This window comes from Streptomyces sp. NPDC056347 (genome assembly GCF_042262625.1).
GTDB lineage: Bacteria > Actinomycetota > Actinomycetes > Streptomycetales > Streptomycetaceae > Streptomyces.
The window spans coordinates 1-16,073 of sequence record NZ_JBHJQP010000035.1 but is presented as its reverse complement, the minus strand read 5'-3'; the positions used below and the strand labels follow the sequence as shown (position 1 = coordinate 16,073).

Sequence of the window (16,073 nt, the reverse complement as noted above, 5' to 3'; positions counted from 1 at the left end):
CGGGCGCTCTGGGTGGCGTTCGAGGCATCAGAGACAGACAGTGCCCCGGGAAGTTCTGGGCACTTCAGGGTGTTTTTGCCCACATATGGGAGGCGGCATGACAGAGACGGCGAGCGGCCCGGCACGGGGTTCCCGCACCAAGGGAGCCAAGTCGAGCAAGGGGCTGCGCATCGAGCGCATCCACACCACCCCCGGCGTGCATCCGTACGACGAGGTGGCGTGGGAGCGTCGTGACGTCGTCATGACCAACTGGCGCGACGGCTCGATCAACTTCGAGCAGCGTGGCGTCGAGTTCCCCGACTTCTGGTCGGTGAACGCGGTCAACATCGTCACCAGCAAGTACTTCCGCGGGGCCGTCGGCACCCCGCAGCGCGAAACCGGTCTGCGGCAGCTGATCGACCGGATCGTGAAGACGTACCGCAAGGCCGGCGAGGACTACAGCTACTTCGCCTCCCCCGCGGACGCCGAGATCTTCGAGCACGAGCTGGCGTACGCCCTCCTGCACCAGATCTTCAGCTTCAACTCCCCGGTGTGGTTCAACGTCGGGACGCCCCAGCCGCAGCAGGTCTCGGCCTGCTTCATCCTGTCCGTCGACGACTCCATGGAGTCGATCCTCGACTGGTACAAGGAAGAGGGCATGATCTTCAAGGGCGGCTCCGGCGCCGGCCTGAACCTCTCCCGGATCCGCTCCTCCAAGGAGCTGCTGTCCTCCGGCGGCAATGCCTCCGGTCCGGTCTCCTTCATGCGCGGTGCCGACGCCTCCGCCGGAACGATCAAGTCCGGCGGCGCCACCCGGCGCGCGGCCAAGATGGTCATCCTCGACGTCGACCACCCCGACATCGAGAACTTCATCGAGACCAAGGTGAAGGAGGAGGAGAAGATCCGCGCCCTGCGTGACGCGGGCTTCGACATGGACCTGGGCGGCGACGACATCACGTCCGTCCAGTACCAGAACGCCAACAACTCGGTCCGGGTCAACGACGAGTTCATGAAGGCGGTCGAGACCGGCGGCAAGTTCGGGCTGCGCGCCCGCATGACCGGTGACGTCATCGAGGAGGTCGACGCCAAGTCGCTCTTCCGCAAGATGGCCGAGGCCGCCTGGGCCTGTGCCGACCCCGGCATCCAGTACGACGACACGATCAACCACTGGCACACCTGCCCGGAGTCCGGCCGGATCAACGGCTCGAACCCCTGCTCCGAGTACATGCACCTGGACAACACCTCGTGCAACCTCGCCTCGCTGAACCTGATGAAGTTCCTCAAGGACGACGGCGAGGGCAACCAGTCCTTCGACGTCGAGCGCTTCGCCAAGGTCGTCGAGCTGGTCATCACCGCGATGGACGTCTCCATCTGCTTCGCCGACTTCCCGACCCAGAAGATCGGTGAGAACACCCGCGCCTTCCGCCAGCTCGGCATCGGCTACGCCAACCTCGGCGCCCTGCTGATGGCGACCGGCCACGCCTACGACAGCGACGGCGGCCGCGCCCTCGCCGGTGCCATCACCTCGCTGATGACGGGTACGTCGTACAAGCGCTCCGCCGAGCTCGCCGCGGTCGTCGGCCCGTACGACGGCTACGCCCGCAACGCCGAGCCGCACCAGCGCGTCATGAAGCAGCACGCCGACGCCAACGCCGCCGCCGTCCACACGGACGACCTGGACAATCCGATCTGGGCCGCCGCGACGGAGGCCTGGCAGGACGTGCTCCGCCTCGGTGCGAAGAACGGTTTCCGCAACGCGCAGGCCTCGGTCATCGCGCCGACCGGCACCATCGGTCTCGCGATGTCCTGCGACACCACCGGCCTGGAGCCCGACCTCGCCCTGGTCAAGTTCAAGAAGCTGGTCGGCGGCGGCTCGATGCAGATCGTCAACGGCACCGTCCCGCAGGCCCTGCGCCGCCTGGGCTACCCGGAGGAGCAGATCGAGGCGGTCGTCGCCCACATCGCCGAGCACGGCAATGTGATCGACGCCCCCGGTCTGAAGACCGAGCACTACGAGGTCTTCGACTGCGCGATGGGCGAGCGCTCCATCTCCGCGATGGGCCACGTCCGCATGATGGCCGCGATCCAGCCGTGGATCTCCGGCGCGCTGTCCAAGACGGTGAACCTGCCGGAGACGGCCACCGTCGAGGACGTCGAGGAGGTCTACTTCGAGGCGTGGAAGATGGGCGTCAAGGCGCTCGCCATCTACCGCGACAACTGCAAGGTCGGCCAGCCCCTCTCCGCGAAGACCAAGGAGAAGGAGAAGGCGGAGGTCACGGCCAAGGCCGAGGAGACCATCCGTACCGCGGTCGAGAAGGTCGTCGAGTACCGCCCGGTCCGCAAGCGCCTCCCCAAGGGCCGTCCCGGCATCACCACCTCCTTCACGGTGGGCGGCGCCGAGGGCTACATGACCGCCAACTCCTACCCGGACGACGGTCTCGGAGAGGTCTTCCTGAAGATGTCCAAGCAGGGCTCCACCCTCGCGGGCATGATGGACGCCTTCTCCATCGCCGTCTCGGTCGGTCTGCAGTACGGCGTACCGCTGGAGACCTACGTCTCGAAGTTCACCAACATGCGCTTCGAGCCGGCCGGAATGACGGACGACCCGGACGTGCGGATGGCGCAGTCGATCGTCGACTACATCTTCCGCCGCCTCGCGCTGGACTTCCTTCCCTTCGAGACCCGCTCCGCGCTCGGCATCCACTCGGCCGAGGAGCGCCAGCGCCACCTCGACACCGGTTCGTACGAGCCCTCGCTCGACGACGAGGAGCTGGACATCGAGAGCCTGGCCCAGTCCGCCCCGGTGCGGACGGAGCCGCTGAAGGCGGTGGCCGCGGTGCAGGAGGCGGCGAAGCCCGCCCCGAAGACCGCGCACACCTCGGCGGAGCTCGTCGAGATGCAGCTCGGGATCAGCGCGGACGCCCCGCTCTGCTTCTCCTGCGGCACCAAGATGCAGCGTGCCGGTTCCTGCTACATCTGCGAGGGCTGCGGCTCGACCAGCGGTTGCAGCTGACATCCGCACACATCCCGGACACCGGGTGAGGAGGGCGCCGGCAACTGGTCGGCGCCCTCCGGCGTACCCGGCCCCGGGCCCGCGCGCGGCGGGCGACTGTCCGAGCGGTGTGGCACGATCACGCAGATGACCAGCAGACCCGATGAGACCCGGCGACTGCGCGACCTCGCGCGGCTGCGCCGTGTCCGCGACCGCATCGACCGGGACTTCGCGCAGCCGCTGGACGTCGAGGCACTGGCCCGTGGCGCGCACATGTCGGCAGGGCATCTGAGCCGCGCTTTCCGGCAGGCGTACGGGGAGTCTCCGTACGGGTATCTGATGACGCGGCGCATCGAGCGGGCGATGGCGCTGCTGCGGCGCGGCGACCTCGGCGTCACCGAGGTCTGCTTCATGGTCGGCTGCTCGTCGCTGGGCACCTTCAGCACGCGTTTCACCGAGCTGGTGGGCATGCCGCCCAGCGCGTACCGGCGTGAGGCCGCGCGTGCCACGGAGGGGATGCCGTCGTGCGTGGCGAAGCAGGTCACCAGACCGGTCAGGAATCGAGAAGCACGGCCACCGGTCCGCGACTAGCGTGCCGTGCATGGGCATCCACGACGCACGTGGGCTTCCCGCCGCACCCGGGAGGCTCCGCCCGACGGACGGAGACACGACAAGCATGGCCAAGAGGACGGACACGCCGTCGCCCGAGAGGCACGCCGCCGACAGCCACGACATGATCCGTGTGCACGGCGCGCGCGTGAACAACCTCAAGGACGTCAGCATCGAGATCCCGAAGCGCCGTCTGACGGTGTTCACCGGAGTCTCCGGCTCGGGCAAGAGCTCGCTGGTGTTCGGCACCATCGCCGCCGAGTCGCAGCGGCTGATCAACGAGACGTACAGCGCCTTCGTGCAGGGCTTCATGCCGAGCCTGGCGCGGCCCGAGGTCGATGTCCTCGACGGGCTGACGACCGTGATCACCGTCGACCAGCAGCGGCTCGGCGCGGACCCGCGGTCCACGGTCGGCACCGCCACCGACGTCAACGCGATGCTGCGCATCCTCTTCAGCCGGCTCGGCAAGCCGTACATCGGATCGCCGCAGGCATTCTCCTTCAATGTCGCGTCGGTCCGGGCCAGCGGAGCGTTCAAGGTCGACCGGGGAGCCGACCGGACCAGGACCGTGAAGCGGACCTTCACCCGTACCGGCGGCATGTGCACCCACTGCGAGGGCCGCGGCACGGTCTCGGACATCGACCTGAGCCAGCTGTACGACGACACCAAGTCGCTCTCCGAAGGCGCCTTCACCATCCCCGGCTGGAAGTCGGACAGCTTCTGGACGGTACGGGTCTACGCCGAGTCCGGCCTCCTCGACCCGGACAAGCCGATCCGGGAGTTCAGCAAGAAGGAGATGCGGGACTTCCTGTACCGGGAGCCGACCAAGGTGAAGGTCGAGGGCGTCAACCTCACCTACGAGGGACTGATCCCCAAGATCCAGAAGTCCTTCCTCTCCAAGGACAAGGAAGCGTTGCAGCCGCACATCCGGGAGTTCGTGGAGCGGGCGGTCGCCTTCACCACCTGCCCGGCGTGCGAGGGGACCCGGCTGAGCGAGGAGGCCCGCTCCTCGAAGATCGGGGAGCTGGGCATCGCCGACGTCTGCGCGATGCAGACCAGCGACGTCGCCGAGTGGGTGCGCGGCCTGGAAGCCCCATCGGCGGCCCCGCTGCTCGCCGCGCTCCGGCAGACCCTGGACTCGTTCGTGGAGATCGGGCTCGGCTACCTCTCGCTCGACCGGCCCTCGGGCACGCTGTCCGGCGGCGAGGCGCAGCGCGTCAAGATGATCCGCCACCTCGGCTCCTCGCTCACCGATGTCACCTACGTCTTCGACGAGCCCACCATCGGCCTGCACCCGCACGACATCCAGCGGATGAACGGCCTGCTGCTGAGGCTGCGGGACAAGGGCAACACCGTGCTCGTCGTGGAGCACAAGCCGCAGACCATCGCCGTCGCCGACCATGTCGTCGACCTCGGTCCCGGGGCCGGCCCGGCAGGCGGCACCGTCTGCTTCGAGGGAACCGTCGAGGGACTGAGGTCCGGCGGCACGGTCACCGGCCGCCATCTCGACGACCGCGCGGCGCTCAAGGACACCGTGCGCGAGCCCACCGGGGCGCTGAGGATCCGAGGTGCGAGCACCCACAACCTCCAGGGCGTCGATGTCGACATCCCGCTCGGCGTGCTCACCGTCGTCACCGGTGTGGCGGGGTCCGGCAAGAGCTCGCTCGTGCACGGGTCGATGCCCGAGGGCACGGAGGCGGTGTCGGTCGACCAGAGCGCCATCCGCGGCTCGCGGCGGAGCAATCCGGCGACGTACACCGGACTGCTCGACTCGATCCGTAAGGCGTTCGCGAAGGCCAACGGTGTGAAGCCCGCGCTGTTCAGCCCCAACTCCGAGGGCGCCTGCCCGGGCTGCAACGGGGCGGGCGTCGTCTACACCGACCTGGCGATGATGGCGGGGGTGGCGACGCCCTGCGAGGAGTGCGAGGGGAAGCGGTTCCAGGCGTCGGTGCTGGACCATCTCTTCGGCGGCCGTGACATCAGCGAGGTGCTCGCGATGCCGGTGGCCGAGGCCGAGGAGTTCTTCGGCGCGGGGGAGGCGCGCATTCCGGCCGCACACCGCATCCTGCGGCGGCTCGTGGACGTCGGGCTCGGCTACCTCAGCCTCGGCCAGCCGCTCACCACGCTCTCCGGCGGCGAGCGGCAGCGCCTCAGGCTGGCGACACACATGGCCGACAAGGGCGGTGTGTACGTCCTCGACGAACCGACCACCGGCCTCCACCTCGCCGATGTCGAGCAACTGCTCGGCCTGCTGGACCGGCTCGTCGACTCGGGCAAGTCGGTCATCGTCGTCGAGCACCACCAGGCGGTGATGGCGCACGCGGACTGGATCATCGACCTGGGGCCCGGTGCCGGGCACGACGGCGGCCGGATCGTCTTCGAGGGCACCCCGGCCGATCTGGTGGCGGCCGGCGCCACCCTCACCGGCGAGCACCTGGCGCGGTACGTCGGAGCCTGACCGGCCGGGGCCCTGACCAGGACCCCGCGCCCCGGTCAGGGCCCCGGCGGTGCCCCCGCTCGCGCCGCCTCACGCTTCGGGCGTACGGCTGCCCATCGTCGCGGCGAACGAGTCCGGATCGCCGTCGAAGCCCCGGAGGCCGCGGTGGAACACCCAGGCCCCGGAGGCGTCGCGGGCGAATTCGGCCACGATCGCCGCGGTGGACGCGCCGACCGTGGAGAAGTCGTCCTCCGCCAGGACGGTGTAGCCCTCCCGGATCTGAACCCCCGTGTTCGCTATCTCGGCGAACGTCCGGTGTCCGTCACGCTGTTGGATGGCGACACCGACGAGCACCCGGGAGTAGGCGCTCGACAGGCGGTCCAGCTCCAGCGTCATCTCCTCGTCGAAGCCGAAGCCCTGACCGGTCCGGCTGTCGCGGTTGAGGGTGATGGTGCCGTCCGGCGAGCGGCTGTCGAAATGCACCAGGTACGCCGGGCTGCCGTACGGCGCTTCGGCGAGGTAGGTGGCGGCGATGATGTCGAGGTCGTGGGCCGGGGCTCCCGAGGGGCTGGGATCCCATTTGAGCCTGACTTCGGCCTTGTCGATGTCCTTGTTGGGGGTGCTCATCAAACTTGCCTCCCTGGCTTTCCGCTGGGCCGTCGGGCCGCTGACATCACCCGATCATGTCCGCAACGGGCCGTGGAGCCAACCGAATCGGGACCGGGCGTCGGAATCGGGCCATCGCGGTCCCGGTGCGACCTGGGCAGGCGTGTGTGCGGGAGCGGTCGGCGGGGTCAGTGCGGGATACGGCGCGGCGGCCGCTGTACGACCTCGTCGCGGAACTCCTCGATGGCGCTGCTGACCTGACGGATCAGATGAGTGTCTTCGATCCGGTCGAGATAGTGGCAGTTGCGGGCCACGCCCTCCAGCTCGAAGGCGAAGCAGAGTGACATCAGGGGATTGATGAAGAGCTCGCTGCCGCGGGTGCGTGAGGTGAAGCGGACATCACCGAAAGAACCCTGGACGGCGGCGGCGATCGAGCCGTTCACGATGCTGGGATGGTCGGGGGTGTGGTGCCGGGCGTGCGCCACGGCATCGACGTAGAGCGCGCCCTCGCGCGTGGTGCGCGAGAGCGAGAACGCGCCGAGGTACGCGCCGTCCCGTTCGAGTGCGGCGATGTTCTCCAGGACGAGCCCGTGGCTGACCCCGTGGTACGCGTCGACGCCGAAGCCTATGGATACGACGAGACGCTCCGGCACCTCGATCGCGCTGAGCGCGGCGACGCTGGTCAGGTCCTCCTCGGGAGTGCCGAGCCCGGACTCGTTGCCGCGCATCAGGATGTCCGTACCGCCGTCCACCAGGACGACGGCGTCGATGTCGTACCGCTCGATGAGCGCTCGGTAGGCGGCGCGCAGCGGTTGCACGCCGACCCGGGAGAAGGCGTGGACCGTGCACGGATAGCGGTGCAGTTCCAGCCACTGGGCGAGTGTCCGCTCCGGGAAGTACGCCTGGTGCGGGGACGTTTCGGGGGTGATGACGGCGACGTCGGGGGCGAGCCAGGCGTCGGCGGGGAGTCCTTCGAGGGCGCTGAACGACAGATTGGCGAGTTGTACGTGCTTGCCCTGGTGGAGGAGGGAGAGCGCGAGGGGGAGCCCCGCGTAGATGTCGAAGCCGCCGCCCGCGCCCGCGACGAGAACGCGCTCCGCGGAGTCGAGCCGGTTGAACAGCGGGTTGGTGTGCAGCGATGCCATGGCGGTCATTCTGCGGCCCGGGGCGGCCGGTTCGGAGTTGCTCGGTCCGGGCGTGACACGTGCCACGCCGGGCGCCGTACGATGGCGCGGTGCTGGTGAAGTGGATTCGTTGCACCGTGGTGGACCGCCGAGGCTTCGAGCGGGGGCAGCGGAAGTGGGCAGGGCTGCTGGGCGAGCCCGGATTCCGGGGGCAGGGCGGCGGATGGAGCCGACGCCACCCGGACGTGGCCCATGTCTTCTCCTTCTGGGACAACCGCGTCTTCTACGACTCGTTCATGGCGCGTGCGCACGACGCCCTGGCCGCCGAGCAGTCGGGTACGTACAGCACCGCACAGGTCAAGCTCTTCCAGCACCGCTTCGATGTGAAGACCGGGTTCGAGCCGCGGTTCACCGATGCGGATGTGGTCCGGGTGGCGCACAGCAGGGTGCGCGAGGACCGGGTGGACCACTTCGCGCTGATGCAGGAGCGGGTGTGGAATCCGGCGATGGCGGGATCGCCGGGCATGCTGCGCGGGGTGTTCGGGGAGGCGCCGGGGCAGGAGTTCCTCGTGCTGTCGATGTGGCAGTCGAGCGCCGAGCGCGGCAAGTACCGGGCCGGGAGTGTAGAACGGCTGACGCAGCGGGCGCAGACCGAGGACGACGTGCTGGAACTGGCGGGCGACGTCGTGCAGTTGGAACCGTCGTGGACGGTCTGACCGGTCCGACGGCGGGGGCCGGGCGGCCCCGGTGAGCCGGAGGCGTCGCGCTCCCTCCATCAGGCTGATTCCTTCGGGGTGTTGAAGACTCCGGCCCGCGCGGCCGCCAGCGCCGCCGCCGCGGACCGGTCGGCCATCTCGCTCCCGACCGGCTCGCGGGTGATGAACAGCCCGAGGAACAGGGGCGAGACCACGGCTCTGACCAGGGCTCCCGAATCCGTGCACCGGTCCAGCTCCTGCCGGGCGACGGCGCGCGCGACGACGGCCTCGCAGCGGGCGAACCGCTCGGTGTAGAAGGCGCGCAGCGCCTCGGCGGCGCGCTCGGACTGGAAGGCGGCGGCGATGAACGCGGTGGGCGCGGCCGCCGCGACCGGGTCCTCGAACGAGGCGGCCGTCAGCCGCGCCAGGGCGCGCAGATCCCCCTCCAGGCTTCCGGTGTCGGGCGGGGTCCAGCTGTCCTCACCGGCCAGGTCCAGGGCGTCCGCGACCAGTCCCTCGAGGTTTCCCCAGCGGCGGTAGAGGGTCGTCTTGTGGATGCCGGAGTGCTCCGCGACGTACTCGACGGTGAGGCCGGGGTAGCCGTGCTCCGCCAGCCCCGTGAGGACCGCGTCGCGCACCGCGGCGCGGGTGCGGGCGGTTCTGCCGCCGGGGCGGCGGGTGCCGGGCGCGGCGGGCGGCTCGGTGCGCGACGCGGTCTGGTCGGTCTCCGGGGTGTTTCGCTGCTCGGTCAATTGCTACTCCCGTTGTGTTAATGGTTCCCAGTGTGTCACACTCGCCTTAACGCGACAATGATTGCGTTAGATCGGAGGCTTCCTTGTCCAGCCAGATCGTTCTGCGTGAAGTGACCGTGTCCCGGGGTGAGAGGCTGCTGCTCGACGATGTGTCGCTGGCCGTGCGCCCGGGGGAGCGGATCGGCATCGTGGGGGAGAACGGCGCGGGGAAGACGACCCTGCTCCGGCTTCTCGCGGGGCTCGAACGCCCCGACTCCGGGAGTGCGTTCACGGCCGCCGATCGCGGCACCGGCCTGCTGCCCCAGACCCCGAGGCTGCCGCCCGGGCGTACGGTCCGGGACGCCGTCGACGACGCGCTCGCGGAACTGCGCGTGATGGAAAGGGAGCTGCGGTCCGCCGAGGCGGCGCTCGGCGCTGCCGGCGACACCGCGCTCGCCGCGTACGGTGATCTGCTCACCGCGTTCGAACTGCGCGGGGGATACGAGGCCGATGCCCGCGTCGACAAGGCGATGCACGGCCTGGGCCTCGCACACATAGAGCACTTCAGGAAGCTCGGCAGCCTCTCCGGCGGCGAGCAGGCGAGGCTTGGCCTGGCTTGTCTGATCGCCGCCCGCCCCGAGGTGATGCTGCTCGACGAACCCACCAACCATCTCGACGAAGCCGCACTGGACTGGCTGGAGGGCGAGCTGTGCGCCCACTCCGGCACGGTGATCGCCGTGTCCCACGACCGGACCTTCCTGGAGCGGGTCGCCACCGCGGTCCTGGAAGTCGATGCCGACCGGCGGACGGTCGTGCGCCACGGTGGCGGCTACGCCGGATTCCGCGCCGGGCAGCAGGCCGCGCGGCAGCGCTGGGAGCAGTCCTACGCCCAGTGGTGCGAGGAGACCGGGCAACTGGAGGAGTACGCGACGACGACCGCCCACGGAGTCGCCGTCGGCCGCGCCATCAAGGACAACAACAAAATGGCGTACGACCGCGCCGCGGGCCGGGTTCAGGCCTCGGTCTCCGGCCGGGTCCGCAACGCCCGCAAGAGACTGGAACGGCTGAGGTCGCATCCCGTTCCCAGACCGCCCGAGCCCCTGCGCTTCGCCACCCTGCCCACGGCGGGTGCGACCGGGGGCGAACTGGTCTCCCTGACGGACATCCGGGTGGGCGACAGACTCGCCGTCGAGCGGCTCTCCGTCACGGCGAGCGACCGGCTCCTGATCCACGGCGGCAACGGCGCGGGAAAGTCCACGCTGCTCCGGGTCATGGCCGGTGTGCTCGAACCGGACGCCGGCCGTGTGGCCCGGAGGGGCGCGATCGGATACCTCGCCCAGGAGATCCCGGTGCATCGGCCGACGGAGCCCGTGCTCACGGCGTTCGGCCGGGGGCTGCCGCTCACCGAGGACGAGCGGGCGGACCTGCTCCTCTCGTTCGGGCTGTTCCGCTCCCGGGACCTCGGGGTGCCCGTCGGCTCGCTCTCGGCGGGCCAGCGCAGAAGACTGGCCCTCGCCCGCCTCCTGGCCCGGCCCGCGGACCTGCTGCTGCTCGACGAACCGGCCAACCACCTGGCGCTCGGGCTCGTACAGGAGCTGGAGGAGGCACTCACCCACTGGCCGGGCGCGCTCGTGGTGGTCTCGCACGACCGGCAGCTGCGCCGCCGCTTCACCGGCGACGCCATCAGGATGGAGGCCGGGCGGCTGTGTGGCTGAGATCCGGCCGCCCGCCCACGGGAGGCGACACGGGACAGCCCTTAGGGTCGGGTACATGGCACGACCGCAACGCATTGTCCTCGTCCGGCACGGGGAGTCCGAGGGCAACGCCGACGACACGGTGTACGAGCGCGAACCCGATCATGCGCTGAGGCTCACCTCGACCGGGCGGAGGCAGGCCCGGGAGACGGGCGCCGGGCTTCGCGAGCTGTTCGAAGGCGAGCGGGTCAGCGTCTATGTCTCGCCCTACCGCCGCACCCACGAGACCTTCCGGGCCCTCGACCTGGACCTGGAGCGGGTGCGGGTTCGCGAGGAGCCGCGCCTGCGGGAGCAGGACTGGGGGAACTGGCAGGACCGCGACGACGTACGTCTGCAGAAGGCCTACCGCGACGCGTACGGGCACTTCTTCTACCGCTTCGCCCAGGGGGAGTCCGGGGCCGATGTGTACGACCGGGTCGGAGCCTTCCTGGAGAGCCTGCACCGGAGCTTCGAGGACCCCGACCACCCGCAGAACGTCCTGCTGGTCACACACGGGCTGACCATGCGTCTGTTCTGTATGCGCTGGTTCCACTGGTCGGTCGCCGAATTCGAATCACTGTCCAATCCGGGCAACGGGGAAACCCGGACGCTGACCCTCGGAGCGGACGGGCGCTACACCCTTGACCGGCCGTTCGAGCGCTGGCGCACCCCTGAGCCGTACGGCATCACCGGATAGAGTGGAAGGGCGATGACGACCGCTGAATCGGCCTCCGGCCAACGCTTCGAACGGGCCCTTGCCAGCCTGCGCGGGCTCTCCATGGGAGACGCACTGGGCTCCCAGTTCTTCGTGCCCGCCAACTATCCGCTGCTCAAGCAGCGCACCCTCCCGCCCGCTCCGTGGCAGTGGACGGACGACACCGAGATGGCGTGCTCGGTGCTGGCCGTGCTCGTGCGGCACGAGCGGATCGACCAGGACGCGCTCGCCCACTCCTTCGCCGACCACCACGACTTCGACCGCGGATACGGCCCCGCCGTGAACCGCCTGCTCAGACTGGTCCGGGAAGGCAGCGACTGGCGGGAGCTGGCGTCCGCGCTGTTCAACGGCCAGGGGTCCTGGGGCAACGGCTCGGCGATGCGCATCGCCCCGCTCGGTGCCTGGTACGCGGACGACCCGGAGCAGGCCACGCACCAGGCCGAGATCTCCTCGTACACCACGCACCAGCACCGCGAAGCGGTGATGGGAGCGATGGCCGTCGCGGCGGCCGCCTCACTGGCCGCCTCGCCGAGCGGTCCGCCCACCCCGGGGGAACTGCTCGACGGCGTCATCGCGCTCGTACCGCGCAGCGCCGTCGGAGCCGGTCTGCGCCGCGCCCGCGACATGCTCGACTACGCCGACACCGGCACGGTCGCGGCGGTGCTCGGCAATGGCCGGCGCACCAGCGCGCACGACACCGTTCCGTTCGCCCTCTGGTCGGCGGCGCGGAGCCTCGGTGACTTCGAGCAGGCCTTCTGGACGACCGCGCAGGCCGGCGGAGACGTCGACACGACCTGCGCGATCGTCGGCGGAATCGTCGCGGCGGGCAAGGCCGGCGCACCCCCCGCCGAGTGGACGGCACGGACCGAGGAACTGCCCGACTGGCTCCCGCGGTAGCGCGCGAGCACCGGCCGCGCCACCGACTGTCACGGTACTGCCACAGCTTCCCCCTGCCTGGTCCGGAACAGCGGGGGGCGGCTACTCTTTCGGCCACGCCGCCGCCGATGATCATCCAGACGGGCGCGCGCCGAAGAGATACGCCGGGGTGCCCCAGCCGCTGCCCTGTGGACGCTGTGCGCGAAGGGCGATGCGTGCGGCCCTCCGGCAGGGGAGGGGTCCCATGTCCGATCACACTTCACCAAGACCCGGGCCGTCCGACGGCCCCGAGCCGCCGGACTCGGTGGAACGCACCGGAACACCCCAGCAGGACACGCCGGCGAAGGCGCAGCCCGAACCCCCCGGCACCGCCGCCGAGCCGCCGAGAACGTCGGCGTATGCCCGACAGAACGTGCCGCAGCACCCGGCCGACCCCTGGCGACGGCACCACCCGCAGCCCCAGCCCTCCGCGGTGTCGAAGCTGCGCCCCGCCGAACCCGCCGTCATCAGCGCCGCGACGCTCTGCTGCGCCGTCGCCGCCGCGGTGCTCAGCGCTCTGTTGCTGGGTGACGGACTTGGCGTGAACGCGCTGATCGTCGCGGTACCCGCAGCGCTCGGGGCCCATTTCGCCGCTCGGACGGCCGGGCGCCGCCTCCGCCCGTGGACGGCCGTCTGGGCGCTCGGCGGACTGGCGCTGCTCGCCGTTCCGGCGCTCCGGGACGCGGGCTGGCCGGTCTTCCTGGCCGTGGTGTCGGCCCTCGCGCTCGGCTCCCTCGCCCTGCACGGCAGCCGCGGCTGGCTCGGCGTCTTCCTCGGTTCGCTGGGGCTGCTCTGTGCTGTCGCCGACGGACTGGCCTGGGGCGGACGGGGCGTGCGCTCCCGGCTGAACGGCTCCCAGAAGCGGCTGGGAGGCGTGATCCGCAGTCTCGGGGTCGCCGTCGTCCTGCTCGTCGTGTTCGGCGCGCTATTCGCGAGCGCCGACGCCGCCTTCGCCGATGTGCTCGGCAGCCTGATGCCGGATGTCTCGGTCAGCGACAGCCCGTGGCGGCTGCTCCTCTTCGTGACCGGCCTGGCCGGCGCGCTCGCCGCCGGGTACGCCGCGGCCGCGCCGGTGCGCTGGGACGGCATCACCGTCCGCCCGGGCAAGGCCCGTGGGCGACTGGAGTGGGCCCTGCCGCTCATCGTGCTGGACCTGCTGTTCGCCGTCTTCGTCACGGTCCAGCTCACCGTGCTGCTCGGCGGGTACGACAAGGTGATGGCGGCGACCGACCTCAGCTATTCCGCGTACGCCCGCCAGGGCTTCTGGCAGCTCCTCTGGGCCACCGTGCTCACCCTGTTGGTGATCGCGCTCGCGCTGCGCTGGGCCCCGCGCGGGCGGGACGGCGACCGCACGCTCGTCCGCGCCGTGCTCGGTACGCTGTGCCTGCTCACCCTGACCGTCGTGGCCTCCGCCCTGCGGCGGATGGACCTCTACGTCGACGCCTACGGCCTGACCCGGCTGCGTATCTCCGTGGCCGCCGTGGAACTCTGGCTGGGCGTGGTGATCGCCCTGATCATGGCCGCCGGGTTCTTCGGCGCCCGGCTGCTGCCGCGCGCCGTCGCGGCCAGCGCCGCCGTCGGCGTCCTCGCGTTCGGCCTGATCTCGCCCGACGGCCTGATCGCGGAACAGAACGTCCACCGGTACCGCGCCGACCGGTCGATCGACGTCGACTATCTCGGCGGCCTCTCGGCGGACGCCGTACCGGCCCTGGACAAGCTGCCCGAGCCGCTGCGTTCCTGTGCTCTCAGGGACATCGAGCGGTCACTGGACGAGGGCGACGCCCCCTGGTACGCCACCAGCTGGGGCGAGGCGCGGGCCCGGGACATTCTGCGAAAGCGCGGCGCCGACGTCGCCGAGGAGTACTGCGACCCGTTGCGCACCGGCGGGCGTGGCGTGGACGAGAGCGATCCCTACGACCCGTACTGACCGACCCGGGGTGTCGTCGAAGTCCCCGTCGGCGTACGCTGACAGGCGCCATGCCGTACGAACCACCCACGCACACCGTCGAGCGCTCACTGCGCGCCACCACCGGTGCCAAGACCGTCGCCGGTGTCGATGAGGTCGGGCGCGGAGCATGGGCGGGACCGGTCACCGTGTGCGCGGCCGTCACCGGCCTCCGCCGACCTCCCGCCGGACTCACCGACTCCAAGCTGATCAGCCCCAGACGCCGCGCGGAGCTGGCGCCGGTGCTGGAGCGCTGGGTCACCGCGTTCGGCCTCGGCGACGCCTCTCCTCAGGAGATCGACGAGCTCGGGATGACGGCCGCGCTGCGCCTCGCCGCCGTGCGCGCCCTGGAGTCCCTGCCGGTGCGACCGGACGCGGTGATCCTCGACGGCAAACACGACTACCTGGGACAGCCGTGGAAGGTCCGCACCGTGATCAAGGGCGACCAGTCCTGCATCGCGGTCGCGGCCGCCTCGGTGATCGCGAAGGTCCACCGGGACACGATGATGGCCGAACTGGGCGCGGAGTCCGGCGAGTACGCGGATTTCGCCTTCGGGGCGAACGCCGGCTACCCGTCGCCCGTGCACCGGGCCGCGCTGGAGGAGCGGGGGCCTACACCCCACCACCGGCTTTCGTGGTCCTATCTCGACGCGCTGCCCAGGTGGCAGCACCTGAAAAAGGTCCGCTTCTCCGCCGAGGCGGCTGCACTGGAAAGCGGGGGCCAGCTCGGCTTCGATTTCTGATCGGGCACATGTGCCCACCCGCCGATGCCCCCGCGTCGGCGTTCGACAGACAACCACCCATGCCTCTCATCCCCGAGGAGCCTCAGATTCCCGAGAGCGCCCAGGGTCCTCGCGCCAATGCGTCGACCCCCCGTCCCGTACCCGGCCCGCGTTCCGCGGCAACACCGCGTCCCGGTCACCCTGTACCCGGCCCCGCGAAGCCCGCGCCCCCGGCGCCGCGCCCGCAGCCGACCTCCGACCGCCCCAGGACGGACCGGCCGGAGAATCGTTCCGCACCGCAGCTCCAGCTGATCCCCGCCTCGGCGGACGGCGCGCTGGACGCCGCCGACGAAGCGCTGGACCTGCTGCTCGACTCCGGCCGCGCGCCGGGCGACGTCCTGGTGCTCACCACCGGAGAGCAGCACCCGTGGGCCACGCACGAACTCTCCTTCGGAGAGGCCGCCTACTGGGCGCACCACGAGGCCGGTGACGACGTCTTCTTCGCCGGTGCCGCCTCCGTGGACCGCGTCGGCACCCGCCCGGTGGTGATCGTCGCCGTCAACGGCGATGACGCCGTCGCCGATGTACTGACCGGCGCGCGGGAACGCGCCGGAGCGCTGCTGATCGTCTGCGGCGATCCGCAGCGGGTCGACGCGGTGCTCGGCGCCGGGGTCTGACCCCGCCGATCCGCGAGGAACCCGGGGCCGTGGCGGTCCGGTGGTCCGAGAGGACGGCCGGGCGCGCGGCCACGGGTCAGCGGGCCGCGGGGGGGGGGCCCCCGGGGGGCCCCCCCCCCCCCGGGAGCCGCGGCGCCCGCGGCCGGGCCCGGGGGGGGGGGCCGGGGGCGGCGGGGCCCCCCCCGGCGGCGGG

At 70.9% G+C, this 16,073-nt stretch carries 13 protein-coding genes; 10 read left to right on the top strand and 3 right to left on the bottom strand.

The features are described 5' to 3' along the window. The first annotated feature begins 97 nt into the window (after positions 1–97). The 3 genes from ACFCV8_RS11225 (at position 98) to ACFCV8_RS11215 (ending at position 6,038) form a co-directional block, all read left to right on the top strand. Positions 98–2,992, top strand: coding sequence for a vitamin B12-dependent ribonucleotide reductase (locus ACFCV8_RS11225; protein ID WP_376685042.1), 2,895 nt, complete (start codon positions 98–100; stop codon positions 2,990–2,992). Positions 2,993–3,118: 126 nt separating this feature from the next. Next, positions 3,119–3,562, top strand: coding sequence for a helix-turn-helix transcriptional regulator (locus ACFCV8_RS11220; protein ID WP_376685041.1), 444 nt, complete (start codon positions 3,119–3,121; stop codon positions 3,560–3,562). A gap of 85 nt (positions 3,563–3,647) precedes the next feature. Then, positions 3,648–6,038, top strand: coding sequence for an ATP-binding cassette domain-containing protein (locus ACFCV8_RS11215; protein ID WP_376685040.1), 2,391 nt, complete (start codon positions 3,648–3,650; stop codon positions 6,036–6,038). 69 nt (positions 6,039–6,107) lie between these two features. Here the strand turns inward: ACFCV8_RS11215 and ACFCV8_RS11210 are convergent, their stop codons facing one another. Together ACFCV8_RS11210 and ACFCV8_RS11205 are read right to left on the bottom strand one after the other, a co-directional pair. After that, positions 6,108–6,644 (bottom strand): TerD family protein, encoded by a 537-nt coding sequence (locus ACFCV8_RS11210; protein WP_376685039.1) that lies wholly within the window; start codon positions 6,642–6,644, stop codon positions 6,108–6,110. 167 nt (positions 6,645–6,811) lie between these two features. Next, positions 6,812–7,768, bottom strand: a complete 957-nt coding sequence (locus ACFCV8_RS11205) for a DUF1152 domain-containing protein (RefSeq protein WP_376685038.1) — start codon at positions 7,766–7,768, stop codon at positions 6,812–6,814. Positions 7,769–7,857: 89 nt separating this feature from the next. Between ACFCV8_RS11205 and ACFCV8_RS11200 the strand changes: the two genes are divergently transcribed. Further along, complete coding sequence (locus ACFCV8_RS11200; protein ID WP_376685037.1) at positions 7,858–8,463, top strand: YdbC family protein; 606 nt, start codon at positions 7,858–7,860, stop codon at positions 8,461–8,463. A 59-nt stretch (positions 8,464–8,522) separates the two neighbouring features. Here ACFCV8_RS11200 and ACFCV8_RS11195 read toward each other — a convergent pair whose 3' ends face one another. Beyond that, positions 8,523–9,194 carry a TetR/AcrR family transcriptional regulator gene (locus ACFCV8_RS11195; protein ID WP_376685036.1) on the bottom strand — a complete coding sequence of 224 codons (672 nt, stop codon included), beginning with the start codon at positions 9,192–9,194 and terminating at the stop codon, positions 8,523–8,525. 83 nt (positions 9,195–9,277) lie between these two features. Between ACFCV8_RS11195 and ACFCV8_RS11190 the strand changes: the two genes are divergently transcribed. The 6 genes from ACFCV8_RS11190 (at position 9,278) to ACFCV8_RS11165 (ending at position 15,880) form a co-directional block, all read left to right on the top strand. Continuing rightward, entirely contained in the window at positions 9,278–10,888 is a 1,611-nt protein-coding gene (locus ACFCV8_RS11190) for an ABC-F family ATP-binding cassette domain-containing protein (RefSeq protein WP_376685035.1), read from the top strand. Between the two features lie 55 nt (positions 10,889–10,943). After that, positions 10,944–11,603 (top strand): histidine phosphatase family protein, encoded by a 660-nt coding sequence (locus ACFCV8_RS11185; protein WP_376685034.1) that lies wholly within the window; start codon positions 10,944–10,946, stop codon positions 11,601–11,603. A 12-nt stretch (positions 11,604–11,615) separates the two neighbouring features. Then, the gene (locus ACFCV8_RS11180; RefSeq protein ID WP_376685033.1) at positions 11,616–12,518 is read left to right on the top strand and encodes an ADP-ribosylglycohydrolase family protein; all 903 of its coding nucleotides are present in this window, start codon (positions 11,616–11,618) and stop codon (positions 12,516–12,518) included. 223 nt (positions 12,519–12,741) lie between these two features. Next, on the top strand, positions 12,742–14,463 hold the full coding sequence (locus ACFCV8_RS11175) for a DUF4153 domain-containing protein (RefSeq protein ID WP_376685032.1): 1,722 nt from the start codon (positions 12,742–12,744) through the stop codon (positions 14,461–14,463). A 50-nt stretch (positions 14,464–14,513) separates the two neighbouring features. Continuing rightward, positions 14,514–15,224, top strand: a complete 711-nt coding sequence (locus tag ACFCV8_RS11170) for a ribonuclease HII (protein ID WP_376685031.1) — start codon at positions 14,514–14,516, stop codon at positions 15,222–15,224. A gap of 59 nt (positions 15,225–15,283) precedes the next feature. Then, a complete protein-coding gene (locus ACFCV8_RS11165; protein ID WP_376685030.1) occupies positions 15,284–15,880 on the top strand; it encodes a hypothetical protein in 597 nt (198 codons plus the stop codon). Positions 15,881–16,073: the final 193 nt, after the last annotated feature.